The sequence below is a fragment of the Acetobacter sp. DmW_043 genome, assembly GCF_002153485.1.
Lineage (GTDB): Bacteria > Pseudomonadota > Alphaproteobacteria > Acetobacterales > Acetobacteraceae > Acetobacter > Acetobacter thailandicus.
On sequence record NZ_JOMN01000015.1, the window covers coordinates 1 to 24,595 of the forward strand.

Annotated in this window: 22 protein-coding genes; 16 read left to right on the plus strand and 6 right to left on the minus strand. The window is 50.0% G+C overall.

The annotated features are described in order from the left end of the window. The coding region (locus HK11_RS05380) for a zinc-ribbon domain-containing protein (protein WP_198943232.1) at nt 1–218 on the minus strand (218 nt) is incomplete at its 3' end. Nucleotides 219–604: 386 nt separating this feature from the next. On the opposite strand from HK11_RS05380, the gene HK11_RS05385 reads away from it, so the two are divergent. The 3 genes from HK11_RS05385 to HK11_RS05395 are packed head-to-tail and all read left to right on the plus strand — an operon-like array spanning nt 605 to nt 2,840. After that, a complete protein-coding gene (locus tag HK11_RS05385) occupies nt 605–1,279 on the plus strand; it encodes a cell division ATP-binding protein FtsE (protein ID WP_086554328.1) in 675 nt (224 codons plus the stop codon). Continuing rightward, nucleotides 1,279–2,208 (plus strand): ABC transporter permease, encoded by a 930-nt coding sequence (locus HK11_RS05390; protein ID WP_194299644.1) that lies wholly within the window; start codon nt 1,279–1,281, stop codon nt 2,206–2,208. Before HK11_RS05385 ends, HK11_RS05390 begins: the two co-directional genes overlap by 1 nt. After that, entirely contained in the window at nt 2,205–2,840 is a 636-nt protein-coding gene (locus HK11_RS05395; RefSeq protein ID WP_086554330.1) for a YdcF family protein, read from the plus strand. The genes HK11_RS05390 and HK11_RS05395 overlap by 4 nt, the downstream gene beginning before the upstream one ends. A gap of 287 nt (nt 2,841–3,127) precedes the next feature. On the opposite strand, the gene HK11_RS05400 is transcribed toward HK11_RS05395, so the two are convergent. Then, nucleotides 3,128–4,030 carry a lysozyme inhibitor LprI family protein gene (locus HK11_RS05400; protein WP_086554331.1) on the minus strand — a complete coding sequence of 301 codons (903 nt, stop codon included), beginning with the start codon at nt 4,028–4,030 and terminating at the stop codon, nt 3,128–3,130. A gap of 814 nt (nt 4,031–4,844) precedes the next feature. On the opposite strand from HK11_RS05400, the gene HK11_RS05405 reads away from it, so the two are divergent. The 3 genes from HK11_RS05405 to HK11_RS05415 all read left to right on the plus strand — a co-directional run bounded on the left by HK11_RS05405 (nt 4,845) and on the right by HK11_RS05415 (nt 8,131). Next, nucleotides 4,845–5,720, plus strand: coding sequence for a bestrophin family protein (locus tag HK11_RS05405; RefSeq protein WP_086554332.1), 876 nt, complete (start codon nt 4,845–4,847; stop codon nt 5,718–5,720). 76 nt (nt 5,721–5,796) lie between these two features. Continuing rightward, a complete protein-coding gene (locus tag HK11_RS05410) occupies nt 5,797–6,387 on the plus strand; it encodes a CarD family transcriptional regulator (RefSeq protein WP_086554492.1) in 591 nt (196 codons plus the stop codon). A 148-nt stretch (nt 6,388–6,535) separates the two neighbouring features. Continuing rightward, nucleotides 6,536–8,131 (plus strand): tetratricopeptide repeat protein, encoded by a 1,596-nt coding sequence (locus HK11_RS05415; protein ID WP_086554333.1) that lies wholly within the window; start codon nt 6,536–6,538, stop codon nt 8,129–8,131. A 35-nt stretch (nt 8,132–8,166) separates the two neighbouring features. Here the strand turns inward: HK11_RS05415 and HK11_RS05420 are convergent, their stop codons facing one another. Continuing rightward, nucleotides 8,167–9,543, minus strand: coding sequence for a penicillin-binding protein activator (locus tag HK11_RS05420; protein ID WP_086554493.1), 1,377 nt, complete (start codon nt 9,541–9,543; stop codon nt 8,167–8,169). Between HK11_RS05420 and rsmI the strand changes: the two genes are divergently transcribed. Further along, nucleotides 9,537–10,496, plus strand: a complete 960-nt coding sequence (rsmI, locus tag HK11_RS05425) for a 16S rRNA (cytidine(1402)-2'-O)-methyltransferase (protein WP_369822920.1) — start codon at nt 9,537–9,539, stop codon at nt 10,494–10,496. The genes HK11_RS05420 and rsmI overlap by 7 nt on opposite strands. A 38-nt stretch (nt 10,497–10,534) precedes the next feature. Here the strand turns inward: rsmI and HK11_RS05430 are convergent, their stop codons facing one another. Both HK11_RS05430 and HK11_RS05435 read right to left on the minus strand, forming a co-directional pair. Beyond that, nucleotides 10,535–11,737: an NAD(P)/FAD-dependent oxidoreductase gene (locus tag HK11_RS05430; protein ID WP_086554494.1), complete on the minus strand. Its 1,203-nt coding sequence runs from the start codon at nt 11,735–11,737 to the stop codon at nt 10,535–10,537. Nucleotides 11,738–11,756: 19 nt separating this feature from the next. Beyond that, on the minus strand, nt 11,757–12,425 hold the full coding sequence (locus tag HK11_RS05435; protein WP_086554335.1) for a glutathione S-transferase family protein: 669 nt from the start codon (nt 12,423–12,425) through the stop codon (nt 11,757–11,759). Nucleotides 12,426–12,584: 159 nt separating this feature from the next. Here HK11_RS05435 and minC point away from each other — a divergent pair, with 159 nt between their 5' ends. The 9 genes from minC to rsmA all read left to right on the plus strand — a co-directional run bounded on the left by minC (nt 12,585) and on the right by rsmA (nt 23,220). Further along, on the plus strand, nt 12,585–13,289 hold the full coding sequence (minC, locus tag HK11_RS05440; RefSeq protein ID WP_086554336.1) for a septum site-determining protein MinC: 705 nt from the start codon (nt 12,585–12,587) through the stop codon (nt 13,287–13,289). A 156-nt stretch (nt 13,290–13,445) separates the two neighbouring features. Next, nucleotides 13,446–14,261 carry a septum site-determining protein MinD gene (gene minD / locus HK11_RS05445; protein ID WP_086554337.1) on the plus strand — a complete coding sequence of 272 codons (816 nt, stop codon included), beginning with the start codon at nt 13,446–13,448 and terminating at the stop codon, nt 14,259–14,261. Then, nucleotides 14,258–14,611 carry a cell division topological specificity factor MinE gene (gene minE, locus HK11_RS05450; RefSeq protein WP_086554338.1) on the plus strand — a complete coding sequence of 118 codons (354 nt, stop codon included), beginning with the start codon at nt 14,258–14,260 and terminating at the stop codon, nt 14,609–14,611. The genes minD and minE overlap by 4 nt, the downstream gene beginning before the upstream one ends. Nucleotides 14,612–14,757: 146 nt before the next feature. Beyond that, complete coding sequence (cysG, locus tag HK11_RS05455; protein WP_086554339.1) at nt 14,758–16,161, plus strand: siroheme synthase CysG; 1,404 nt, start codon at nt 14,758–14,760, stop codon at nt 16,159–16,161. Between the two features lie 161 nt (nt 16,162–16,322). Next, the gene (gene lptF, locus HK11_RS05460; protein ID WP_086554340.1) at nt 16,323–17,471 is read left to right on the plus strand and encodes an LPS export ABC transporter permease LptF; all 1,149 of its coding nucleotides are present in this window, start codon (nt 16,323–16,325) and stop codon (nt 17,469–17,471) included. Between the two features lie 20 nt (nt 17,472–17,491). Continuing rightward, a complete protein-coding gene (gene lptG / locus HK11_RS05465; protein ID WP_086554341.1) occupies nt 17,492–18,607 on the plus strand; it encodes an LPS export ABC transporter permease LptG in 1,116 nt (371 codons plus the stop codon). A gap of 9 nt (nt 18,608–18,616) precedes the next feature. Then, nucleotides 18,617–20,944, plus strand: coding sequence for an LPS-assembly protein LptD (locus HK11_RS05470; RefSeq protein ID WP_086554342.1), 2,328 nt, complete (start codon nt 18,617–18,619; stop codon nt 20,942–20,944). A gap of 80 nt (nt 20,945–21,024) precedes the next feature. After that, nucleotides 21,025–22,395 carry a peptidylprolyl isomerase gene (locus HK11_RS05475; protein ID WP_086554495.1) on the plus strand — a complete coding sequence of 457 codons (1,371 nt, stop codon included), beginning with the start codon at nt 21,025–21,027 and terminating at the stop codon, nt 22,393–22,395. Between the two features lie 3 nt (nt 22,396–22,398). Continuing rightward, the gene (rsmA, locus tag HK11_RS05480; RefSeq protein ID WP_086554343.1) at nt 22,399–23,220 is read left to right on the plus strand and encodes a 16S rRNA (adenine(1518)-N(6)/adenine(1519)-N(6))-dimethyltransferase RsmA; all 822 of its coding nucleotides are present in this window, start codon (nt 22,399–22,401) and stop codon (nt 23,218–23,220) included. Between the two features lie 89 nt (nt 23,221–23,309). Here the strand turns inward: rsmA and HK11_RS05485 are convergent, their stop codons facing one another. Continuing rightward, on the minus strand, nt 23,310–24,521 hold the full coding sequence (locus HK11_RS05485; protein ID WP_086554344.1) for a cyclopropane-fatty-acyl-phospholipid synthase family protein: 1,212 nt from the start codon (nt 24,519–24,521) through the stop codon (nt 23,310–23,312). Nucleotides 24,522–24,595: the final 74 nt, after the last annotated feature.

The window sequence follows — 24,595 nt, forward strand, 5'->3', positions numbered from 1 at the left end:
ACCTCAGGAGCCGGGGCCACCTCAACAGGAGCAGCAACCTCAGGAGCCGAGGCCACCTCAACAGGAGCAGCAACCTCAGGAACCGGGGCCACTTCGGTCGAAGGCTGATGAATATGCCAGCGGACGCCACACGCTGAACACCTCAGTGTCTGACGCTTGACAAGAAGCTCTTCAGGTACCCGATACGCAATTCCACAGGAAGGGCAGACAATTCTCATCAGCACGCTCTGGAACACCCCATCACAATAACATCAGACCAAAAAATAACCATTCAAACTCCAAAGAGGAGCCCGCAGCGCACCATACCCTGTTTTCATAAAAAGATCATACCCTCTTCCTTTATAAAATAAATAAAGGCTACAAGGTACTATTGTGAATTAATTCTCTTTCCTCAGAAAACCTGCCCGGCATGGCAGAAGATAACCTGAAAAACTGACAAACAAGGTCTCAGCCATTGTCTTCTCAGTTTAATACGCCATAACTTAAAATCCGATGGCATAATTTTCTGTCCCTTTAACTTTACGGAGCCTGCTGCTCCCGGGCGTATTTTCTGTTATGCTGACTGCCCATTCATTATAATGAATAGCTATTACGAACGGTGCACATGATCTGTCTGCAGAATGTTTACTGGCAACGAGAACGCAGACGCGGGCACTCTGTTCTGCATGATATTACATTTACGATCAGACAAGGCGGGTTTCGATGGCTGCTTGGCCCCTCTGGCGCAGGAAAAAGCAGCCTGCTTGCGCTGCTCAACCTCGAGAGCCTGCCTCTGACAGGGCAGATGAATATACTGGGTAAATCTGTCAGCAACACGACACCACGCTCTGCTCTGGTCCGGCTGCGCCACAGAATCGGCATGGTACATCAGGATTATAACCTCATCCATGACCTCTCTGTTTTTGACAATGTTGCTCTCCCTCTCCGCCTGCAAAAACGCCCTGAAGATGAAATCAGTGAGGAAGTAAAGGCCATTCTCAGCTGGGTCGGACTTGGCGCGCATACAGGCATGCCATCTGCCAGCCTTTCAGGTGGAGAGCAGCAGCGCACAGCGCTCGCCCGGGCCATCGTGCATCGCCCTGAAATCATACTGGCTGACGAACCGACAAATGCTCTCGAAGAATCTCAGGCCTACAGACTTCTTGACCTGTTTGATGAGCTGAATACCATGGGTACGACTGTCATTGTCGCCACGCATAATGAAGCTCTGGTCAGACGTATGCCACGCCCTTCCCTTTACCTGGAAAATGGTCATCTGACCTGTGAAGGCGGAGAATAATGCTCTCTTTTCTTCTGCCCGGCCGTCATGATGGTCTTTCCCTTTCAAAAGCTTTACCAGACCGCACATTATTCTTCCTGGTAACTATGATCAGCTTTCTGGCTGCTCTGACCCTCACTGGCGCAAATGGAGCACGGAGCCTCTCGGAGCGCTGGCAAAATGGTGCAGCTCAGCTGCTGACCATTCAGGTTCCCGAGCCAGATCAGTCCGTAAATAATAAACTCTCCACTTCACGTGCGGATACTGTTGTCGCAGCTTTATCAAAAGCTTTACCTGGCAGCATTGTTCACCGGCTGACACAGGCCGAGCTCAATCACCTGCTGACCCCATGGCTGGGAGACATCAAAGATAATGCCCTGCCCCTGCCCGGCGTCATTGAAGTGAGGCTGCCCGATGGCAGCAGCCCTCCGGACGACCTGAGTAAAACTTTGAATGATCTCGTTGCAGGAACCTCAGTCGAACGCAACACAGAATGGAGTGAAAGACTTAAAATACTGGCCGAGAACCTGCTAACATGCGCCACTCTGGCTCTTGTCGCCGTTACAGGGGTTGCCACCATGATTATCGCCCTGACAACACGAACCGGGCTTTCAAGCCGGCGTAACATTATCCGGATCTTACATAGCCTCGGGGCAACAGATAATTATATTGCAGGCCGTTTTGCGAGCAGAACCGGCCTGCTCGCACTTGCTGGCGGTATTTCCGGCACGCTGCTCTCCCTTATACCTCTCACCATTCTTTTTCGTATGGCAGCACCTTTCACGGCACCTTCTGCCACAATCACCGACCTGCCCGAGTGGTATGAGCTCACGGCAATGTTTCCTTCAGACCTGCTGACTGCACTCGCGGCGCTACCATTCGTTGCTGCGCTTATTGGCTGGTTCACAACACAGACCATTGTTCGCCTCTGGCTGCTGCGTATGCCATGACGCAGGCTTATGGTAACCAGCACTCTCGCCGGACGTCACTTCTGAAAAGATTTTTTTTGCTCCTCGCCTTACCTCTCCTCGGTCTGATTATTCTGTTTGGCTGGTTTTTTGTTACGGCGTTAACTCCGCCTCCGCAGGCATATCTCCTGCCACATACCGACGGCATCGTTGCCCTGACAGGAGGGCAGAAGCGCATAGAAACCTCTCTGAAACTACTATTGCAGAATCGGGGAGATAAACTTCTGATCTCAGGGGTAAGCTATCAGACTGCGGATAAAGACCTTCTGCCTCCCCTGCCTGACACAATAAAAACACGTATCACTCTGGGTTATCAGGCACGTTCAACTATTGGTAATGCCACAGAAACAGCTACATGGGTCGCTGACAACCATATTCACAGCCTGATTATCGTCACAGCCGGGTACCATATGCGGCGCGCCATGCTTGAACTGGAGCGCACTTTACCCGGTGTGACTCTTTATGCTTATCCGGTTACACCTCCGGCACTCACGCACCCCCTTACACTGACGACATTGCGCCTGCTTCTGACCGAATATTTCAAATGGATTGGTGCTCTGGCCGGTATAACGCAGAACCCCTCAAAAACAGTCATGACGGCACTGAGACACTAGCAGCCTGACAGAAAACAGATTTGGTGATTTCAATGGGTTGTTCTTCACTTTTTTTATGAAGAGAAAAAGTGATAGTACCCCGGACTGAAATCACCCGTCGTCAGTATCGTCTTGCTGACCTGAAATATACAAAGTGAGCTTTGCCTGACCCGGACGATGCAGATGACTCAGCAAAGATGTCTAAGAGACATCACAGACATGGCGCAATTTTTATAACTTTATTTACCTGTCATCCTGGAAAAAATTACTAATAGAAATTTTAGTATCTATCTGGCAATTTTCAATATTCATTTTTTCTTTTTAGTTAATTTCGAAAAATATAGCACATCTTCTTCAATTTGCCTTTTTTCTTCTTCAGTCTGAGGTTTTGGAATATAACCACCACTCAATGCTATATCATACATAGTATCGACCTGCTCATTATACTGCTGTGCAATACACGCTTTATCATCTTTACATTTATTTCGTTCAATAAGCCATTTTTTTTGAAAATTTATAATATCATTTACCTGCGATGCACTTAATTGAAAATGATCAACCTCATTATCCGCTTCAGGGGTTCCTCTGATTGCTTTTTGCAGTGCCTCCAGCATTGAGCGGTCCCATCCGCCCAGAACATTACTGTCGCATATCGCTTTTTCAGTTTCTGTATTATTTTGACTGCATTTAAATGATGGTAAAATTTTTTCCCCTGGTTTTATTTTTCTTAAAATAAGTAAAACGCCATCGCCTTTCCATGTCAAAAGGAGTTTTTTATTCGGTAATGTGACCTGTACAGGACGATTTATTTTCTTTTCTTTACGATCATCACAATTGTAACCTAACGAGGAAACAAGAGTTTTTTTGCTATAAGGCACATTAAAATCTGCGGGATCACGAACCGGAAAATTATCGCTTGAATGAAACATATGAGCCGGGAATGTCGTGGCAAGCCATTTACCTAACGTGATGTTTTTAGAATTCTTTTTTCTGCAAACACCTGTCGCTGTATCACTTGTAAGCTGTGAAACGTTGATAAAAAAAACTCTGTTTTTTAACCTTGGATCGTCCTGCATATATATATGCTGTGTATTATAGAGCGTTGGATCGATACTCACGCTTTCAACAAAATATTCAGCGCTGGTATCCTCCTGCGCATAAGCGCAGAGAGGAAATAATAACAGGTATACTGCAAAAAAAACTTTCTTCATTCAGATATCTTTAATTTCTGGCTTTAAAACGTGTAAAAAAATATTTCTCAAAAGCCCGTGCTATGCGCGCAATATTATCAGCTTTATCACGGCCATTAACTATATGTCTTGCAGCGAGATAGTTTGTGTAAGATCCACAAAGTATTGGATTGATGCCGGACGAGTAATATTTGTTGTAACTACAAACGCACTCTCCCAGTAAGTTGTAGCCAGCATATAAGCCATCCAGCGAATATCATACACATCCGGATTGTTAAAAATACGTGTCAGAACATCACGACGATTAGGAATACAATAAGAAAAAGAAAGAGATGTATTGTATTTAGCATGAAGATATTTTTTATTATGGTCGCGATCAACGCCATTTAGAAACTGATAAATAATCCTCTCTATATCAGGGATAAGGTCTCCTGTATTAATATTTCATACTATCGTTACCATCATGATAATTTTTAATATCATATAAAAAATTTTTATACATATTTAATATATAAAACTAATATTATTCTCACAATAAGACCACATAAACTGTTCTGTCTTGCTAATTGCAATCTATAGTCATTCAGCTGGAGACAACACACTTAAAGCTTGATGAAATCTGATCAGAGCGGCGCGAAGTTTTCGGTCCAAAATCACTCAGGCCGCTTTTTGACGCAGGCTCTAAGGCCTGCCCACTGCCCTCTGCGGCCCTCCACAAAAAACAATCCTTTCTGCAGAAATTGACCTTTTATAGTTTTAGTCTGTAGAACTTTATACAGAAATGCAGATTGCTATCTCCTTCCAGAACAAACAAAACCAGACGGAGACATACTGAATGATCATCGACCAGCGGGTAGGTTTACGCATTGTTGCCCGGGAAATTTTCGGGACACTTTTACTAATGATGGCCTGGGATTTTGTCGTGGTCATTCTGTTTCAGATATTCCACCAGGAATGGATGGAACAACCCAGCCTCCCTGTTTCTCTGATTGGCTCCGCACTGGCGTTATTTATGGGTTTTCGCAACAACAGCGCTTATGCCCGCTGGTGGGAGGCCCGCACATTATGGGGTTCCATTACAAACAACTGCCGCTCTTTCGGTCGCCAGGCCGGTACCCTGCTTAAAGACCGGCCTGACCTTATGTTTGGCATTGCGGCATACCCACATGCTTTGCGTGGCGCACTGGGAAATATTGATGTCTCAGCAGATGTTAACCGCCTTCTGCCACCAGAAATGGCACAAGCCATTGTCGGCTGGCGTAACCAGCCTAACGCTATTCTCTATCAGCTTGGCCTTGGCGTAAGCGATGAGGTTGCCAAAAAGAACATCGACGGAGCCGTCCATGGGCAGATTGACCGTATTTTATCTGACCTGGCCAATGCACAGGGAGGCCTGGAACGTATTCGCAATACGCCGCTTCCCATGCAGTTTTCTTCCCTACCGCGTGCACTCGTCAATATTTTCTGCATCGTTTTACCACTTTCAATGGTGCAGACACTTGAGTGGATCACACCCCTGGGCTCGACCCTTGTAGGTCTGCTCTTTGTCGTTCTTGATAAAAGTGCCAGTGACCTCCAGGCCCCCTTCTCAAGCACACCGCATTCTCTGCCGATGGCAACAATGGCGCGAAACATCGAAATTGACGTTGTACAACCGACAGGACAACTCTCTCCGCCCCCCCTGGGTACCGTCAACGGGATCCAGTACTAACGTATATGTAGCTATTCGCCGGTTGTTTAGCGATAATCAAAGACATACTTCCTCTTCTGTGGTAAAAGCCAGAGCTATGAATACTTTCAGAGCTACCTCTAAAAATGGCGTGACAGACGCCATGGCACGTACGGCCGCAGCAACTACTGCAGCCGAGGCTAAAATTCGTGTTAAAGACGATGATCCCTTCCAGGAAGGAGATGCTATCGTCTACGCAGCCCACGGTGTGGGACGTGTTGACCGTATTGGCGTTGATGAAATTGCCGGTACAAAGATCGAAGTCATTCAGATTTCCTTTCCTGGCAATCAGATGACTTTGCGCATTCCTTTGTCCAAAGCACGCAAGTCAGGACTGAGGAAGATCGTCTCACGCGAGATCGTTGATAAAGCTATGGCGATCATCAAAGGCAAACCTCATGTCAGTAAGGGCATGTGGGCTCGTCGCGCTGTTGCCTATCAGGAAAAAATCAACTCAGGTGACCTGGTTCAGATTGCTGAAGTCCTGCGCGACCTGCGTCGTAATGTTGACAGTCTCGATGGCAGCTTTAGCGAACGCAAACTCTTTGAGGCTGCACAGGAACGCTTTGTCGCCGAGGTCGCTATTCTTGAAAAGAAAGATCCGGCAGATGTACTTACAACACTGACTGAAGTGATGAAGGCAGCCTGATTTTTTAATATCACAGCGCCCCGCATAAAAGACCCGGAAGATGCAACATCTTGCCGGGTCTTTTTACATGCAGTTACACTGACCATTATGAGCTTAGTTAAGCAATATCTGCCCTGAGGCAGACACCATAAACAGCGGACCTGATTTTATGCATAATAATTTAAGCACAAGCGATGAGACAACTTTACGTCGGGCGCTTAACGAAATTAAATCCGGCCGCTATGAAGCCACGCTTCCTGCCCTTGAGACACTATCCAACCCCGACAGTACAGAAGCGCTGACATTGAAAAGCTTCTGCCTGGCAGGAATGGGCAAAACTAAAGAAGCCACCAGTCTTCTGTGCCAGGTTGCAGCTCTGACCCCTCTGGCAAAACACCCTCTGGAACAGCTGGTTGATATAATGATCAGCCAGGAACGACGCGATGACAGCCTGCCCGTCTGCCGTGCTGTTATAAAGCGTACCCCACAGGATGCCCGGGTCTATGATATTATGGGGCATGTGCTCACACAAATGGGGGAACTGACAGAAGCGGTTGATATTATTCGACAGGCCTCTGATCTGCGCCCTGACTGTATTCTTTCAAAAAATACTCTGGCAATGGCACTCGCTGAAAAAGGCGATATGGAAGAAGCTTTAGCTATTCTGCAAAATACCCTGAAGCAACATCCTGATAACGCAGCCACTTTATCAAATGCGGCTATTATTCTGGCCAATACAGGGCGCTTTGACGAATCTCTTGATCTGTACCGCAGGTCTATTTACCTGCGCCCTGACCATGCTCAGATACGCCTTAACCACTCTATCGCCCTGTTAAAAGCTGGACGTTTCACACAAGGGTGGACAGAGCATGAATGGCGGCTTGATTTACCTGGACATACAAGTCTGCCACGAGAAGCGCTTCTTCCAACTCTCACTCCGGATACTGATATCAGCGGCAAGCACATTCTCATTACGCAGGAAGAAGGCCTTGGAGATACACTTATGTATCTGCGCTATATTGAACCGCTGGCAAAACGTGGTGCTATTCCTCATCTGTGGGTACCGGGCACTCTGGAGGAGCTGTGCAAACGCGTAAAAGGAGCAGCACATGTGCAGGTCGGCGGCTCAGTGCCTGAATTTGACTGGCACTGCCCTTTTATCAGCCTGCCACGGGTTTTTGCTGCCACAGAGGAGAAATGGGGCAGCCCTGTGCCATTCCTCTCTGCTGATCCGGTAAAAGTAAAAAAATTTACTGATCTTATGCCTGATAATGGCAAACTTAATGTGGGCATTATATGGGGTGGTTCGCCGCGCCCTACACTGGTCGGAGCACACCTTGTAGACCGTCGCCGCTCAATGCACCTCGACACACTGGCTCCGCTCGGCAAGCTGCGTCATGTTAATCTGATCAGCGTGCAAAAAGGCCCCTATGCCGGGCAGACAGAAAATCTGCCCGAAGGAATGACACTTTATGACCCGACAGATGACCTTAATTCTATGGATGACACAGCAGCCCTGATTATGGCTCTGGATGTCCTGGTCTCTGTTGATACATCGTGCGTTCACCTGGCCGGCGGTTTAGGCAAACCCGTGATCATGATGGATCGTTACGATAATTGCTGGCGGTGGCTGCACAAAACAAGCACAAGCCACTGGTACCCCTCCCTGCAGATTGTAAGGCAGGAAGTACCGCGCCAGTGGAAACCTGTTGTTGAAAATGTCTGTGCCATTCTGCGTAAAATGGCCCGTGAAAAAAGCAAATGACCTCTGCTGCTGCAAAGGCCAGAAGCAGAAAACACCTAGCCTGGAATACCTGTCTTAACAGCAGATGGAGCAATCAGTTTAGCCGGACTGCCGTTACCAATCACTTCGAATACACCAAGGTCACGGCGGGTCCGTCCGTTAGGTAATAAGGTAATCGGGCCATCAACGCCGTTAAACCCTTCTGAACGAGTCAGAATATTCACCGGATAACCTGATGGAGCGATTTGAGAAACTGTCTTCGCAATATTCGCAGCATCGTAAGATAAATCAGCAAGCGGCCGTGGCATATGGTGATTTCTGGCCATAAACTGATTAACAAAACCCTGACGGGAGGCCGGGTCGGGTGCTGCGTACCAGGCGCCTCGCAGCGCTCCCAGCTTTGTCGCGAAAGCTGACCATAAACCAGGACCAAGGATACGCACGGAAGGAGCTGCGACCTGTGTCTCGTTCAGAGCATCTATAACCATCCTGAGACCGGCTCCGGTGTCTCCCAGAAGCAAAGCATCAAACGGTGGTGCAGGCAGTTGCAGCTTTTGCTCCGCTGTCGTTGTCTCAGCATCCGGCCTGAGTGCTGCGGCAAGATCTGCAGGCAGCGAGCTGTTATTCTCCCCGGCAGAATCTGTCACTGCGGGCTCGGCCTGAACAGGAGCCGTCTCGCCTGCTCCTCCCTGTGCCTGAGCCAGCCGCGAATCATAAACAGTCAGCTCATGCGCGGTCATCTTAATGCTTGCTGCGCTGGCGATATGGTACACGACAACAGGTGAAGGTAACCCCTGCTCAAGACAAGCTGCTTTCAGACCTGCTCCCATAGCGCGACCCAGGGGGTTGTCGGGCAGTAAGGCTGCAAAACGCGTGCGCCCCTCCTGGTGAGCAAGAAACACCAGCCTCTGAACCTGATCCTCAGGCGTAATACCCATAACCCACACGCCAGGATGCGCCTGCGAAATATCACTGGTAAATGCCAGAACAGGAACGCCGGCAGACAATGCACCAGGGGCCGCTGCGGCTGTATCACCTGCTGTAAGAGGGCCGAGAAGCAGAGTATCACCCGCGCTTATTGCCGCTGCAGCGGCAGCAGCCGCACCACCAGAGCCGGCGGTGTCTCTTACATCCATTTGAGGAACAGCTACGCCCTGCGCCGAAGACGTGGCAGATAAAGCCAGCTGTGCACCTGCAAGTAACTCGTGCCCAAGAGATGCATTAGGCCCGGACAACGGCAGTAAAACACCGACTTTATGACCTGCTTCTGTCGCCTCTGGCTTAGTCGTTTCGTGCGCACAACCGGCAAGCAAAAAACCTGCCAGACCAAAAACAGCCAGTCCGGTCTTGCGTATCATCTTATTTACCGTCACATCCCGATACAATACCCTGGCAGTCGTCACACCAGAAAAGAAAGAGCAGGCTCGTGCCATCATCCAGTTTATCTCCCGAAAGCAACCGGCCTGATATAGAACACGGCGGGCCTCTTTCGTCCAATAATAATAATCAGCACACTACAGATCGTATGTCCCGTACATTTGCTCTGACGCTGGTCGCAACACCTATCGGTAACCTCAGTGACTTCAGCCCGCGGGCCATACAGGCCTTAAAACATGCTGACCTCGTTTTGTGCGAAGATACACGTACAACAGCCAGATTACTGAGCGAATATAATATTTCAGTCAGAACTGAAGCACTTCATGAACATAATGAGGAGCAAAGAGTTCCGGGCCTGATAAGCAAATTAGAACAGGGTTTGCAGATCGCTCTGGTCTCAGATGCCGGTATGCCTCTGCTGTCTGACCCGGGATATCGCCTGGTACGGGCTGCCATTGATGCTGATATTCCGCTCACTGTCATTCCCGGCCCCAATGCTGCACTAACGGGCCTTGTTTTGTCAGGGCTGCCGCCACATCCGTTTATGTTTATTGGCTTCCCTCCTCCACGCTCTTCAGCGCGCAAAGAAGCCTTTGCAAAACTTCATGCAGCAGAACATGCAGGTCTGGCAGCCACCTTAATATGGCACGAATCCCCTCACCGCCTGAGCGAAACACTGGTGGATATGGAAGCCATATTTGGCCCGTCACGCCAGGGAGCTGTCGCACGTGAGCTGACCAAGCGCTTTGAAGAAGTCAGGCGGGGGACGCTGAGCCAGCTGGCAGAATATTATGCAGCCAATACACCCCGCGGAGAAATTACTGTGCTTCTTGGCCCGCCGTCAGAAACACAGGAAACAAGCCAGCGCTCGCTCGACGATACACTGCGCTCGTTGCTTGAAACACACTCTGTCAAGGATGCTGCAACTCTGGCTGCAACAGCCGCAGGCCTGCCACGCCGGACCGTTTATGCACGGGCACTGGAGCTGACAACGAAAGGAAAAAACTAAAAACGCAGCCTGAAGTCAGCAGACGATAAAAATGCTGACTATCCCTCTTCAGCCAGTGCCATGCCTGCGGCATGTCCGCTGGCCCAGGCCCAGTGAAAATTGTAACCGCCCAGCCAGCCGGTAACATCTGCAGCTTCGCCAATGACATACAGGCCAGGCACTTTTTCAGCCTGCATCGTGCGCGATGAGAGTGAGCGGGTATCGATCCCACCCAGTGTCACCTCAGCTTTGGCAAAGCCCTCCGTGCCTGTCGGATGCACATCCATACGATGACAGGACTGCGCAATATGACGCACAGCTTTATCAGACCATTCAACCACCGGACGGTCAGGGGCATACTGTCCGGCCATCTCATACGCCAGACGCTGCGGCAACCAGCGGCTTAAGGCTGCGGGGCCACGCATCTTGCCTTTAGCCTTTTTAATGTCTCCCAGCAGCTGTTCAAAATTCTGACCAGGCAGCAAATCAATACGTATCGCCTCGCCAGGTTGCCAGTATGACGAAATCTGCAGCAATGCCGGGCCTGAAAGCCCGCGATGAGTAAACAGAAGTGCCTCATCAAACACACGCTTGCCGCATGATACTCTGACCGGCAGAGAAATACCGGCAAGTGTGTGCACCCACCGATCCGACTCTGCGCCAAAAACCAGCGGCACAAGCCCGGGGGTGGGCTGTATTACGGAAAGACCGAACTGACGGGCAATGTCATAGGCAAACCCGGTAGCGCCTGTTTTAGGTACAGACAAACCGCCCGTTGCCAGCACAACAGCACGGGCAGAGAAATTACCTGCGGATGTTTCTACGCTAAACTGATCAGAGCGACTGACAGATGTCACTTTTACATCCGTCATCACACGCACATGAGCCTGCGCGCATTCTGCAAGCAGCATCGTCACGATATCGCGTGCTGAATTATCACAAAAAAGCTGTCCCAGCTTTTTCTCATGCCAGGGAATATGATGCTTTTTAAGAAGTTCAAGAAAATCAGCCGGTTTATATCGGCTTAGCGCCGAATAAGGAAAGCGCCTGTTCTGCGACAGGTAGCATTCAGGCTGGATATCGAGGTTAGTAAAATTGCAGCGCCCACCCCCTGAAATAAGGATCTTACGTCCCACTTCGGCATTATGATCAAGCACAACAACCTGGCGTCCGCCACGGGCAGCCGTGATGGCAGCCATAAGACCCGCTGCACCACCGCCAATAACAATAACATCGGCAGAGCGTGCCGTCCGTTCACGTATCGTCACAATAATTCAGAACTCAGAAATCAAGATTAGCGTAATGACCGGGCGGTGTAATGCCCGACACACGATCAGACAGTAATGGCCGGAAACACGGACGTGACTTCATACGGGCATACCAGTCACGCAGTGCCGGAACGCGGGACCAGTCAATGTCACCAATAAAATCGAGGCATGACAGATGCGCTGCAGCTGAAAAATCAGCAAGCGACAGAAACGACCCGGCAAGCCAGTTTCGATTCTCAGCCAGTCCGTTGATATATTTCAGCCTGGGCTTCATCGCGTTATAGCCCTCGCGCAGAATCGAACCGTCAGGATTCCCCTGTCCGCTCAAACGCTTAAACACACGCTCTGTAATAAAGCGATCCGTCACATCACGGGCAAAATGCCCGCCAAACCATGCAACCAGGCGCCTGACCTCAACACGCTCTGCCAGGGTACGCCCCAGCAATGGTGTGCCGGAATATGCCTCTTCCAGATATTCACAGATCACTCTGGAGTCAGGCACAACCAGCCCGTTATCCTCACAAAGGACCGGGACCTCACCCGCCGGGTTAAGCGCCAGAAATTCCGGGCGTTTTTCCCACACAGGCTCAATTACCGTATCGAACGGCAGACGTTTCTCACCCAGAACAAGACGCACATTGCGGCAATAGGGAGACATGGGATGATGAAAAAGGGTACGCATAGAAATAAGATTTATGACATTGTCTGCTGTCTTGCCAGAGGCTAAATGAAAATGAAGTAAACTTTAAAATGTCGCACCAGATTATACAGACACAACGCAGCCTTCCCTGATAGTCAGGCACCCTATCCTTTATGATTTTTCCTCCAAGAGGTATTTTCTTTGTCCGGCACGCCTTCCTCTCCCCGTATTCGTTTGTCTGGCCGCTCTTTTCTGGCACTGACCCTCACACCTGAAGCCCCGCTTGTGGACTGGCTGCAGGCACTGGATGCACAGATCAGCCGCTCGGCAGGCTTCTTCTCAGGGAAACCCATCATTCTTGATCTGGCGTGCCTGGCAGAAAATACGCCCCACCTTGCAGACCTCAAATCTGCTCTCGAAGAGCGCGGCATTAATATTATTGCTATTGAGAACGGGAATCGGGAGTGGGCGTCTGTCGCCGACTGGGGATGGCCGGAAAGTCTCGTCGGCGGACGCTCATCAGGTGAAGTGAAAATTCCTGATGAAACAACACCCCCTCCTCCCCCGCAGGCTGTGGCTTCCAGCCTGCTCATTGAAGACCCTGTCAGGTCAGGTCAGCATATTGTCTGGCCAGATGGTGATGTCATTATTCTTGGTGCGGTTGCCTCAGGGGCTGAAATTTCAGCAGGCGGATCAATTCATATTTACGGCGCATTACGTGGCCGTGCGATTGCAGGCCTTGGTGGCCACCCCGAAGCGCGAATCTACGCCCGTGTTCTTGAGGCTGAACTTGTGGCCATCGACGGATTTTATGCCACAGCCGAAGAAATGGAAGCCGCCCCGGCTGGCAAGCCAACGCAGGTGCTGCTTGAGGGAGAAACCCTTGTTTTCCGCGCGATAACCTGATTTTCCGCCTACCCGATTACAAAAAAGAAAGTTTCCGTCACATTCTGCATTTCTTTATTTCTGTGCAAACTGTATCTTACACTTTCTATATTGTCTTTGTGCGTTTTTACGAACGCCGGGGGCTACAGATTACAGGGCGCAGAGAGGATAAGGCGGATGTCAAAGGTTCTGGTTGTTACGTCGGGCAAAGGCGGGGTAGGTAAAACCACGACGTCCGCAGCGCTGGGTGCAGCGCTGGCTAAAGCGGGGGAAAAGGTCGTCCTGGTCGACTTTGATGTGGGCCTGCGTAACCTCGACCTGATTATGGGTGCCGAACGACGGGTTGTTTTCGACCTCATCAACGTCATTCAGGGAGACGCCAGCCTTAATCAGGCATTAATCAAAGATAAACGAGTCGATACACTTTACCTGCTGCCCGCCTCGCAAACGCGGGACAAAGATGCCCTGACATCTGAAGGCGTAAAAAAAGTTATCAACGAACTCCGCTCAAAATTCGACTGGGTTGTCTGTGACAGCCCTGCCGGTATCGAGCGCGGTGCACAGATGGCCATGTATCACGCTGACATGGCTGTTATTGTCACCAACCCTGAAGTCTCATCGGTCAGAGATAGTGACCGTATTATCGGTATGCTCGACAGCACGACCGAGCGTGCAAAAAAAGGAAAGAAAATCGATAAACACCTGCTGATCACCCGTTATGATCCGCAGCGTGCCGCACGGGGCGATATGCTTGCCACCGACGATATGCTCGATATTCTTTCTATTCCTTTGCTTGGCATCATCCCGGAGAGCACAGATGTGCTGCGCGCCTCAAACCTGGGCGCACCGGTAACACTTGCTGAGCCGGAAAGCCCGCCCGCCCGTGCTTATATCGATGCTGTTCGCCGCCTGAAAGGTGAAACAGTGGAAATGACCGTTCCGTCAGGTCGTCGGACCCTGCTGGACTGGCTCTTCAGACGGAGGGTAGCATGAGTTCTTTTCTGAGTGCTCTTTTTAAAAAACGTTCATCAGCGCCTGTTGCCCGCGACAGACTGCAAATTCTGCTTGCCCATGAACGCATTTCAGGCAGCGACGATAAAAATGACCTGATCACACAGCTGCATCGTGAGATCATGGAAGTTATCAAACGCTATGTCGCTGTTGATCAGGACAAAGTGCAGATCAAGCTTGATCGTGGCGCACACTGCTCAATGCTTGAAATTGATGTTGAAGTTCCTGGCCTTTCAAACAGTAAGCCTGCATCAGATAAAGCTGCAACGCCCGGACCTGCTCCGGAAAAAAAGCCTGCCTCGCAGGATACATCAGCGCCGGCTAAAAAGTAACCGGAAGAGCAATTATGTTAAAAAAAGACTGGCATTTTCTGCCGGTCCTTTTTTAACAGCTCCGCCTGAGAAAATATCCTTATATTTTTGATAAATATCCCAAACAAAGCTTGCATTGATCATAAAAGCCTGCTTGCTCTTTTCCTATGCAGCCCACATCTCCCAAAACCGGATGGTTCCCCATTGTTTTGCGCATGGAAGACGCCCATGTGCTCGTTATCGGAGGCGGAAACGTCGCTGCCAACAAAGTGCAGCTACTTGTCCAGACCGGAGCACGTATCGAGGTTCTGTCTTCTGATTTATGCGATGAGCTGCGCATACTTGCTAAAAAAAAAGAAATTGCGCACCAGGCCCTGGATGTAACTGCTGCTGACGTCAGGGTGCGGCTGCCGCACTGCCGGCTGGTTTATATTGCCACAAATGACAAAGCGCTGAACCGCTCGCTGGCTACCCTGTGCCTTGAGGCTAATGTGCCTGTCTGCTCAGTCGATGATCCGGGTTTTTCAAGTTTTATTACGCCTGCCCTGTCTATTCGCGGGGAAGTGCAGATTGCGGTTTCCACCGGGGGTGCAGCCCCCGTTCTGGCGCGACGACTGCGAGCACGCATTGAAGAGCTCCTCCCGGCTGGTCTGAATAAGCTTGCAGCCTTTATGCAAAACGCCCGCCTGCCCCTGCGTGACAAGCTCCCTGATCCATCTGAACGCCGCAGGGTGTGGGAAAGTTTTCTCGATGGCAAAGGTCAGAAACTGGCTCTGGAAGGGAAAACCGAACAGGCCACCCAGGAACTTAACCGCCTGACGGAAGGCCACCGCCAGCAGGGTGAGGTCTGGCTTGTTGGTGCCGGACCAGGAGACCCGGATTTATTGACCCTTGCCGCTCTGCGCCTGATGCAGGACGCTGATACAGTTCTGTATGATAATCTTGTCTCGCCAGATATTCTTAATTATGTCCGCCGCGACGCTGAGCGTGTTTTCGTTGGCAAACAACGCAACCACCATACCCTGCCTCAGCAGGACATTAATGCCGAACTCATTCGCCGTGCAAAAGCCGGGGAACGTGTGCTCCGCCTGAAAGGTGGTGACCCCTTCATCTTTGGCCGGGGCGGTGAAGAAATGGAAGCTCTGGTTGATGCAGGCGTTTCTTTTCGCATTATTCCAGGCATTTCAGCCGCTAATGGCTGTGCAGCCTATGCCGGCATTCCCCTGACACACCGTGACTGTGCACAGGCCTGCCTTTTTCTGACAGGGCATGCCCGTGCAGATGGTACGCTCGAACTGGCATGGGAAAAAATTGCTCTGCATGGCCAGACAGTTGTTATTTATATGGGGTTAAATGCCCTTCCATCTTTATGTCAGCAGTTACAGGCTCATGGTTTACCCGCAGACTGGCCAGCAGCTCTGATTGAGCACGGTACAACACCACGCCAGCGTGTTTTCACCGGCACACTCAGCTCTCTTCCTGAAACTTCCGTAACACACAAGGTAACCAGCCCGGCCCTTGTAATAATTGGTGAGGTTGTCCGCCACAGAGTGGTTCCATTGCACCCCTGACTTTGACGACAAATATATTTTTCATATCGTCGGAATGGTAACGTGCTATCTTTTTTTCAGATATCGACTATGATTTCAGAAGAACGAAACGCAGAACTCTTTCATATTTCATAAATCAAAGAAAATATTGCTCTTCCCGGTGGAGGCGGTAGATACAACATATGACACCTGCTTCATTGCTGCTCTGGCTGAGAAACAGCATTCCCACACTGGACCGCTATATTTTTCACCAGCTTTTTGTCGCATTGCTTGCAACAACCGGTGGGCTGGCAGCATTAATATGGCTTATGCAGTCACTGCACTTTGTGTCTCTGGTTGTTGACCGCGGGCTCTCTCTGGGGGTTTTTATCAAGCTGACAAGCCTGCTTGTTCCCTCATTTGTCGCTGTTATTCTGCCTATTACGACATTTGTCGTCAGCCTGTTTGTGTATCAGAGGCTGGCAGGAGACAGAGAGCTGACTGTTATGCGCGCTGCTGGCCTTTCGCCTTTTGCGACTGCCAAGCCAGGGGTAAGCTGCGCCATCATGGCAACCATTTGCGGTTTTTTGCTCAATTTATGGATTGTACCGCATTCTTATCATGCATTCAGAGCTTACGAATTTCAGATCCGAAATAAAATGGCTGCCTTTATGTTGCAGGAAGGCGTTTTTACCAAAGTCTCAGATGTAATGACTGTCTATATCCGTTCACGCAGTCACGATGGCACACTACACGGTATTATGGTTGAGGATGATCGTCAGCCTGACCGCCATGCAACTATTCTGGCCAACCACGGCACACTGGTTGTGGTGGATGATGTGCCGCGGGTCATTTTATACGATGGCTCGCGTCAGGTGATTAACAAACAGACCGGCCGCCTGGATATGCTTGTTTTTAAAGAAGACACTATGGACCTTACGTCTCAGAAACAGGCAGAATCACGCAGTACAGACGCAGCCGAAATGTCTCTTTCTATGCTGCTTCATCCTGATCCGGAGCTTGTGTCAGAGCGTGATACAGGCAAATTTAAAGTGGAAGGATGGAGACGGCTGACCTCACCCCTCACCTGTTTCTCTTTTGCTATGGTCGGGCTGTTTGCTGTTCTGCGCGGTGTCTTTTCACGCCATGGCAATATCAAGCGTCCCCTGGGTGCCATTCTTGCCGTCGTTGGCCTGCTTGCATGTAACCTGGTCCTGCAAAACCTCGCGAGCCGCAATACCTCTCTTATTCCTCTCATTCCTGTTCTGGCCCTGCTGCCAGGTCTGATTTGTTCTGCTATTCTGTTCGGCCCCGAACGCGCGAAAAGCACCAAAGCAGAAATGACCTCCTGAAGAGAGAGATAAACACAACCATGTTCGCCTCTCCGACATTCTCTTTTTATATCGCACGGCAGTTTGTCTTTTGCGTTCTGGCTATGATTGCGTCTTTGACAGGCATCGTCTGCCTGTTCGATTTTATTGACCTGTTGCGTCGCGTTGCAACAAAACCAAACGTATCAACAAATGTGGTTACTGAAATCGCCGCGTTGCATGTGCCTCATTTTTCAATTCAGATTTTACCATTTGGTGTACTGCTTGGCGGCATTATCTGTTTCTGGCGTCTGACGCGCTCATCCGAGCTTATTGTCGCCCGTGCAGCGGGCATTTCGGCGTGGCAGTTCCTTACTGCCCCTCTGGCCTGCGCCATAACAATAGGCCTGCTGACAACCATGGTGCTCTCTCCCATGGCATCCTCCCTCTACCGCAAGGCAGAAGAACTGGATCAGCAATATTTACGCACAGAAGGCGGGCCACTCACCTTAACGGGGGGCTCTCTCTGGCTGCGACAGTCAGACACCCGGTTTGACCCGCATGGTGTCGCACTCATTCATGTAGGCAGCGTGAAAATGGGAAGCAATGCTTCACTTCATGTGAAAGATATCTCCGTTCTGCGCCTTGACCATGAAGATGGTCTGATTGAACGTATCGAATCACCTGAGGGATATCTGTCACATCAGAAATGGATTCTGAATAACAGCTACACAGCCAGACCTTATCAGATTTTACAGCCTGCAGGACAATTCGTGCTTCCGACTGATTTAACACTGAACCGGGTGCAGGATAGTTTTGCCTCTCCTGAAACTCTTTCCATCTGGACATTACCAGGCTTTATTCATCTTCTTGATACATCAGGCTTTTCATCTGTCAGGCATCGTATTCATTTCCAGTCACTACTTGCTATTCCTGTGCTTGCCGGCACAATGACCCTGGTCGCAGCAGGCTTTTCTATGCGGCCTATCCGCCGTGGTGGTGTTGCCCGTATGATTGGCTCTGGTGTTGCTGCTGGTTTTCTGCTCTTCACTGTGTCAAAAGTTGCTGAGCAGTTCGGTAATTCCGGTGCACTCCCGCCAGTCATGGCAGCATGGGCACCTGCGGTTGCAGGGCTTTGCCTGGCACTCTCACTACTTCTCCACCTTGAGGATGGCTGACTTAAAACAATGCATTATAAGCCACCGTCACGATACAGGTTAACGCGCCGCAAACATGCTATGGCAGCAGCCACCGCCCTGAGCACGCTTGCATCAGGCCTGGGCCTGGCAATGCCAGAAACTGCTATGGCTCAGTTTCGTCCATCTCCGATGCATCTGACACCGACCAAAAATAATTCAACTGATCAGCCCGCTACCTTTCAGGCTGACAAAGTTGATTATAATGACGTCGAGCATACCATCACCTGGACGGGGAACGTACAGCTCTGGCAGGGCGATAACGTCATGCATGCTGACAAAATCGTTTATGACAGAGACACGGGCGTTGTCGCAGCGCATGGCAATGTTGCTTCTATACAGCCTGATGGAACAGTCATTCACGCGCAATATGCCGAACTCACCGGCGGTATGCGCGATGGGATTATGATGCATGTCGGCACAACTCTGCCTGAAAATGCACGAATGGCCGCCAATGGTATGCGCCGTACAGGCGGAAAAGTTAACGACATGAGCCGTGCTGTCTACACAGCCTGTGAAATTTGTAAAAAAGACAAAAAACGAGCGCCGTTCTGGCAGTTCCGTGCCTACGACGCGACACAGGACCTCGAACATCAGGAAATTATTTTCAGAGACACCTATCTCGATATTCTGGGAATTCCGGTCCTGTACATGCCCTTCTTTTCTATGACCGACCCTTCTGCCAAACGACACAGCGGCTTTCTGATGCCTGGGGTTACTCCCCATGACCGCTACCTTGGTACCTATTTTACAATCCCCTATTACTGGGTGATTGATAATCAATCCGACATGACTGTGCAGGCACTGTTTTCAACCAAAACAAACCCTCAGCTAAGCGCACAGTATCGTCGTCGCTTTAACTTCGGTATGGTCAAAGTGCAGGGCGGCATAACTGACAGCTCTATGCGCTCCAAAGCCTATACCAACGATTTTGGTAACGATGTTTCAGGCGGTAATGGGCATGGTTTTCAGGGCTATCTGTTCCTGAATGCTAATTTCTCACTCAACAAATACTGGCGTGCAGGTGTAAACGTTAACCTGGCAACATCAGCTGACTACATGCGTAACTACCGTGTTACCGGTTATGGTAACGATACCCTTAACTCTAATGTTTATCTTGAAGGGTTCGGCACAGGCTCATATTCACGTATCGACGCCCAGTATTATCAGGGGCTGAACCAGGGTGTTATTCGTAACACGGACCTGCCTTTTGTTTTGCCCCGTTACACATACAGCTTCCTTAGTCAGCCTGATGCACTTGGCGGACGCTTTGGTATGTCTACAACCGACTTTAATGTCAGGCGTGACAACGGGACTTCTGATATCAGAGGGCAGGTTGCACTCAACTGGGACCGTCCTTTTCAGAACAAGCTGGGACAAAAATACCTGCTGACGCTGCATCTTGATTCAACACTCTATAGTGCTTCTCATCTTGACCAGCAGCCCAACTATTATAACCGCCACGGCGCTGCAACTTCAGGGCAGGTACTCCCGACCATCGCTCTGAAAACCAGCTGGCCTTTTGTCCGGGCATTTGAAAAGGGACACGGCTCTCAGATTCTCGAGCCCATCGTCCAGCTTATCTATGCACCCAATACCGGCTATCGCAGAAACAATATGCCGAACGAAGACAGTATGTCCTATGAGTTCACCGATTCAACTTTGTTTTCGCTTAACCGCTATCAGGGCACTGACAGACTGGACGGCGGGTTGCGCGCCAATGTCGGTTTGCACGCAAACTGGACATGGGACGGACATGAGGTTGACCTGCTGGGAGGAGAAAGCTTTCAGGAGCATATCAACCACGATCAGCTCCCATATTCCGGACTTGAGCACCATGCCTCTGATATCGTCATGCGGGCGCGCGTGGTCCCTAATCAGTATTTCGATTTTAACGGACGCATGCGTCTCGATCCCTACACCAAGCACGTAAATTTTGGTGATGCATTATTCAGCGTTGGTGTTCCTCACTTCCGCGTTCGTGGAGGCTATGTTTATGAACCGGTTACACCTTACTATTATTATGCCACAGACTATCGTTCATCAGGGCCCTCTTCACTCTATTACGTCAAAACCAACGAACTGAGTGGTGGTTTCTCCTCAGACTGGGGCGCATGGCACTTGTCTGCTTTTGCACGCCGCAGCCTGTCACGAAAAGAATTTGTATCACTGGGTGGAGACCTTGGTTACAGCAATGACTGCTTTGGAATAGATGTATTATATATGAAACAATACACAACCATTGGCGGGCAGCAGCGTAACTCGACTGTGCTTTTCACAGTCAGCCTTAAAACCCTTGGCTCTTTCGGCCTGAAGTAAGAACTACTTCAAAAACCTTGCCGATTCCGCTATCAGCAATGATACGCTTCTTCTGTCAGAAAGCTGAAAGACCGCTCTGTATGCTTCTACGCTCTCCTGCTCTCATGTGCTCTCTCGCTGCGCTGACCGTTTTTTCTCTTTCCTGTGCACCAGCTATGGCCGCCAGCCATACAACAATTAAGGCGGTCACCCCGGCCGGGCACACAGGCAACGCTGCACCGGCAACCCCTGAGCCGGATGATATGATTCTGGCTGTTATTAACAATATTCCGCTGACCAAACGTGATGTTGATAACAGAGGAAAATTATTTGCCCTGTCAACAGGCTTACAAATCAGCCCGGAACTGATGGAGCGCATGCGCTCGCAAATTATCCGTCAGATGATTGATGAGCGTCTGCGCACCCAGGAAATCTACTCCCGGCATATCAACATCTCTCCTGAGCAGATTGCCGCAGCCATTGCCAATATTGAAAAACGCAATGGCATGGCGCCTAACGCTTTGCGAGACCGCCTTGCCTCTGATGGCGTCTCTCTGACCACCCTGATCGATCAGATTCGCGTGCAAATTGGCTGGATCCAGGTTTTGCGGCAGGATCTGGGGGCACACGGGCGTGTAACCGCAAAGGAAATCGCACAGCGTGAAGAAGCGTTGCGCCGTGAGGATGGACGCCCGGAATATAATCTGAGCGAAATTTTTGTAAAAGTTGACGACCCCCGGCATGCAGAGGAAGAACTGGCTTTTACGAACACCGTTATTCAGGAATTGCGTAAAGGCGCCCCTTTCCCGATTGTTGCTGCACAGTTTTCACAAAGTCAGACCGCGCTTCAGGGTGGCTCAATGGGCTGGGTGCAGGAAGATGAACTCGATCCGGCCGTCGTTAATATTATCAGGCAGATCCCTGTTGGGGTAAACGCCATTTCAAATCCCATTAAAGTTCCAGGTGGGTTTGTCATTATTACAGTCAATGGCAAACGCATTATCGGGCATCAGCCTGGTCATGTTGTCACTGTGCGTCAGGCTTTCCTGCCATTTAGTACCCCTCTCAACCCACAGCATCCAACAGCACAGCAGGAACAGGTACTGCAAAAAGCAGTACATTATGGGCAGACCGTTAATACCTGCCAGCAGGTAGAAGATATCAATAAAGAATCTGGTGAGAAACGCCCCAGTGACCCGGGTGAATTACCGCTTGAGAGCATGAATCCTCAGATGCAGGAAGTTATTGCACCTCTGCCACTCAATAAACTTTCCCGTCCTCTGATTACTCCTGATGGCATTTCCCTGATTATGGTCTGCTCGAAGAAAGAGAAAAATTTCGCTTCACGGTCACCAAGTGAAATTGCTGACCAGCTGATGAGCGAGCGCGTTGAGCAAACAGCACGCCAGCTTGATAATGACCTGCACCGTCGGGCTATTATCAATAAACGTATTAAAATTAAGGGAGTATAAGTTCTGTCTGCTTCTACTGACAGTCTTAGCGACGTTATCAAACGCCATGGTCTGGATGCCCGTAAAGCTCTGGGACAGCATTTTTTACTCGACCCTGCTATCACAGGGCGTATTGCAGCTCTCGCCGGCTCTCTTGACGGACGACACATCATTGAAGTCGGACCTGGACCGGGAGGGCTGACCCGCTCCCTTCTGGCAACACCGGCAGTCAGTGTCACTGCCGTAGAGGTCGATACCCGTGCTGTCGCTGTTATTAGCGAGCTGGCACAAAGCCACCCTGCACGTCTGCGCGTAATCGAAGCCGATGCCCTCAAAGAAGATCTGAGCAGTCTCACTCCCGCCCCGCGGCAGATTATTGCTAATCTGCCTTATAACGTCGCAACCCCTATGCTAATCGGGTGGCTGCACCAGGGCAAAGCCTGGGAGCGCTTAACGCTGATGTTTCAGCTCGAAGTTGCTGAACGTATCTGCGCTACACCTGGCAGTACGCATTATGGCAGGCTGGCTGTGATCTCGCAGTGGTGCGCTGACTGCGCGGTGGTTATGAAGCTACCTCCCGGCGCTTTTTCTCCTCCACCTGCTGTATGGTCAGCAGTCGTCAGTATTATCCCTAAAGCAGAGCAGCCATCTCCCGCGTTATTTAAAGCCATGGAGCAGGTAACGGCAGCAGCTTTTGGCCAGAGACGAAAAATGCTCCGTGGCGCTCTGAAATCTGTCGGTGGTGAAAAACTACTCGCCACAACAGGTATAGATGGCACTCGCCGGGCGGAAACACTTAGTATTGAAGAGTTTGACCTGCTGGCAAAAGCACATCTTAACCGCTGAGACGGTACGGGGCAGTCCCCTCTCCTTTAAAAGGCTGCCAGCTGTTTAATTTCTGCCGGCAGACCTTACGTTACCCTACTCAGACAAAGCTACTTCTTTGCTTCAGCCTCAGACATATAATCACGGGTAAGAGGCACAGTATCAATCCCCCGGGAGAGCTGGATCTGAAAATTCATATGACCCTGCACCCGAAAAGATAACTCTGCTGCGTCAAGGTAGAACTCAAACATACGGGCAAAGCGCTCGTCATAAAGCGCAACCGCTTTTGCTCTGTTTGCAGCAAAACGCTCTCTCCAGACAGCTATGGTTTTTGCATAATGCAGGCGTAAAATCTCACAGTCAGTGACCCACAGACCAGATTTTTCAACCGCTGTAAAAACCTCACTAAGAGCCGGAGAATAACCACCGGGGAAGATATATTTATCGAGCCACGGATTTGTCGTACCAGGCCGGTCATTACGTCCTATGGAATGAATAAGAGCGATACCATCGTCTTTCAGACTATTTTTTACGGTCTCAAAAAACTGTTCGTAATGGCTCACGCCAACATGCTCAAACATACCAACGGACACAATACGATCAAAACGACATTGCAGATTACGGTAATCGAGCATTTCAAACCGTACCTGCCCCTGTAATCCTTCGTCCAGAGCACGCTGACGGGCAACATCAAGCTGCTCCTGCGACAGGGTTATACCTGTAACAATGGCACCGTAATCCCGAGCGAGAGTCAACGCCATACCGCCCCACCCACACCCGATATCAAGCACTTCAAGGCCTGGCCTATTAAGTAAAAGCTTGGATGCAATATGGTGTTTTTTTGCTTCCTGCGCCTCATCCAGTGTTTCATCGCCACGGCGAAAATAAGCACAGGAATATTGCCGGTCTTTATCAAGAAACAACTGATATAAACGACTATCGAGATCATAATGATGCGCGACATTGCGCCGTGAACGTTTAACAGGGTTAAACTGGATCCATTTTCGACAAACGTAACGAAAACCTTCTGCAATCTGAGCTGGCAAATGTCCCGGAGACATTGAGTTAAGCATCAGCAGGTCAAGAAGCTGATACAAACTGCACCCAAGGGGAGTAATCGCACCATCCATATAGCCTTCACCAAAGGCCAGGCCTGGATTAAGAGCCAGAGCAGCTTCAATCTGATGGTTTGACAAGGCCATCCCAGCCGATGGCCCTGACACAGCCCCCTTATAAACACTCTGGCTGCCATCTGCCCATGTTACAGACAACTGCCCTGCTGAAATAAAGCTTTTCAAAATACGATCGAGAAGTCGGTTCATAGTTTTTCATCCCTGTCACGGACATAAAAAAAGCCCGAAACAAAGTTTCGGGCTTTTTCTCAGCTTATATCAAG

Excerpts from the sequence above, each read along its gene's own strand:
- lptF (WP_086554340.1), top strand. The coding sequence starts at position 16,323 with ATGACACCTGCTTCATTGCTGCTCTGGCTGAGAAACAGCATTCCCACA.
- HK11_RS05400 (WP_086554331.1), bottom strand. The coding sequence starts at position 4,030 with ATGAAGAAAGTTTTTTTTGCAGTATACCTGTTATTATTTCCTCTCTGC.
- HK11_RS05410 (WP_086554492.1), top strand. The coding sequence starts at position 5,797 with ATGAATACTTTCAGAGCTACCTCTAAAAATGGCGTGACAGACGCCATG.
- HK11_RS05435 (WP_086554335.1), bottom strand. The coding sequence starts at position 12,425 with ATGCGTACCCTTTTTCATCATCCCATGTCTCCCTATTGCCGCAATGTG.
- HK11_RS05390 (WP_194299644.1), top strand. The coding sequence starts at position 1,279 with ATGCTCTCTTTTCTTCTGCCCGGCCGTCATGATGGTCTTTCCCTTTCA.
- HK11_RS05475 (WP_086554495.1), top strand. The coding sequence starts at position 21,025 with ATGCTTCTACGCTCTCCTGCTCTCATGTGCTCTCTCGCTGCGCTGACC.
- cysG (WP_086554339.1), top strand. The coding sequence starts at position 14,758 with ATGCAGCCCACATCTCCCAAAACCGGATGGTTCCCCATTGTTTTGCGC.
- HK11_RS05395 (WP_086554330.1), top strand. The coding sequence starts at position 2,205 with ATGACGCAGGCTTATGGTAACCAGCACTCTCGCCGGACGTCACTTCTG.
- HK11_RS05420 (WP_086554493.1), bottom strand. The coding sequence starts at position 9,543 with ATGGCACGAGCCTGCTCTTTCTTTTCTGGTGTGACGACTGCCAGGGTA.
- lptG (WP_086554341.1), top strand. The coding sequence starts at position 17,492 with ATGTTCGCCTCTCCGACATTCTCTTTTTATATCGCACGGCAGTTTGTC.
- HK11_RS05470 (WP_086554342.1), top strand. The coding sequence starts at position 18,617 with ATGCATTATAAGCCACCGTCACGATACAGGTTAACGCGCCGCAAACAT.
- HK11_RS05405 (WP_086554332.1), top strand. The coding sequence starts at position 4,845 with ATGATCATCGACCAGCGGGTAGGTTTACGCATTGTTGCCCGGGAAATT.
- HK11_RS05485 (WP_086554344.1), bottom strand. The coding sequence starts at position 24,521 with ATGAACCGACTTCTCGATCGTATTTTGAAAAGCTTTATTTCAGCAGGG.
- minE (WP_086554338.1), top strand. The coding sequence starts at position 14,258 with ATGAGTTCTTTTCTGAGTGCTCTTTTTAAAAAACGTTCATCAGCGCCT.
- HK11_RS05385 (WP_086554328.1), top strand. The coding sequence starts at position 605 with ATGATCTGTCTGCAGAATGTTTACTGGCAACGAGAACGCAGACGCGGG.
- HK11_RS05415 (WP_086554333.1), top strand. The coding sequence starts at position 6,536 with ATGCATAATAATTTAAGCACAAGCGATGAGACAACTTTACGTCGGGCG.
- minD (WP_086554337.1), top strand. The coding sequence starts at position 13,446 with ATGTCAAAGGTTCTGGTTGTTACGTCGGGCAAAGGCGGGGTAGGTAAA.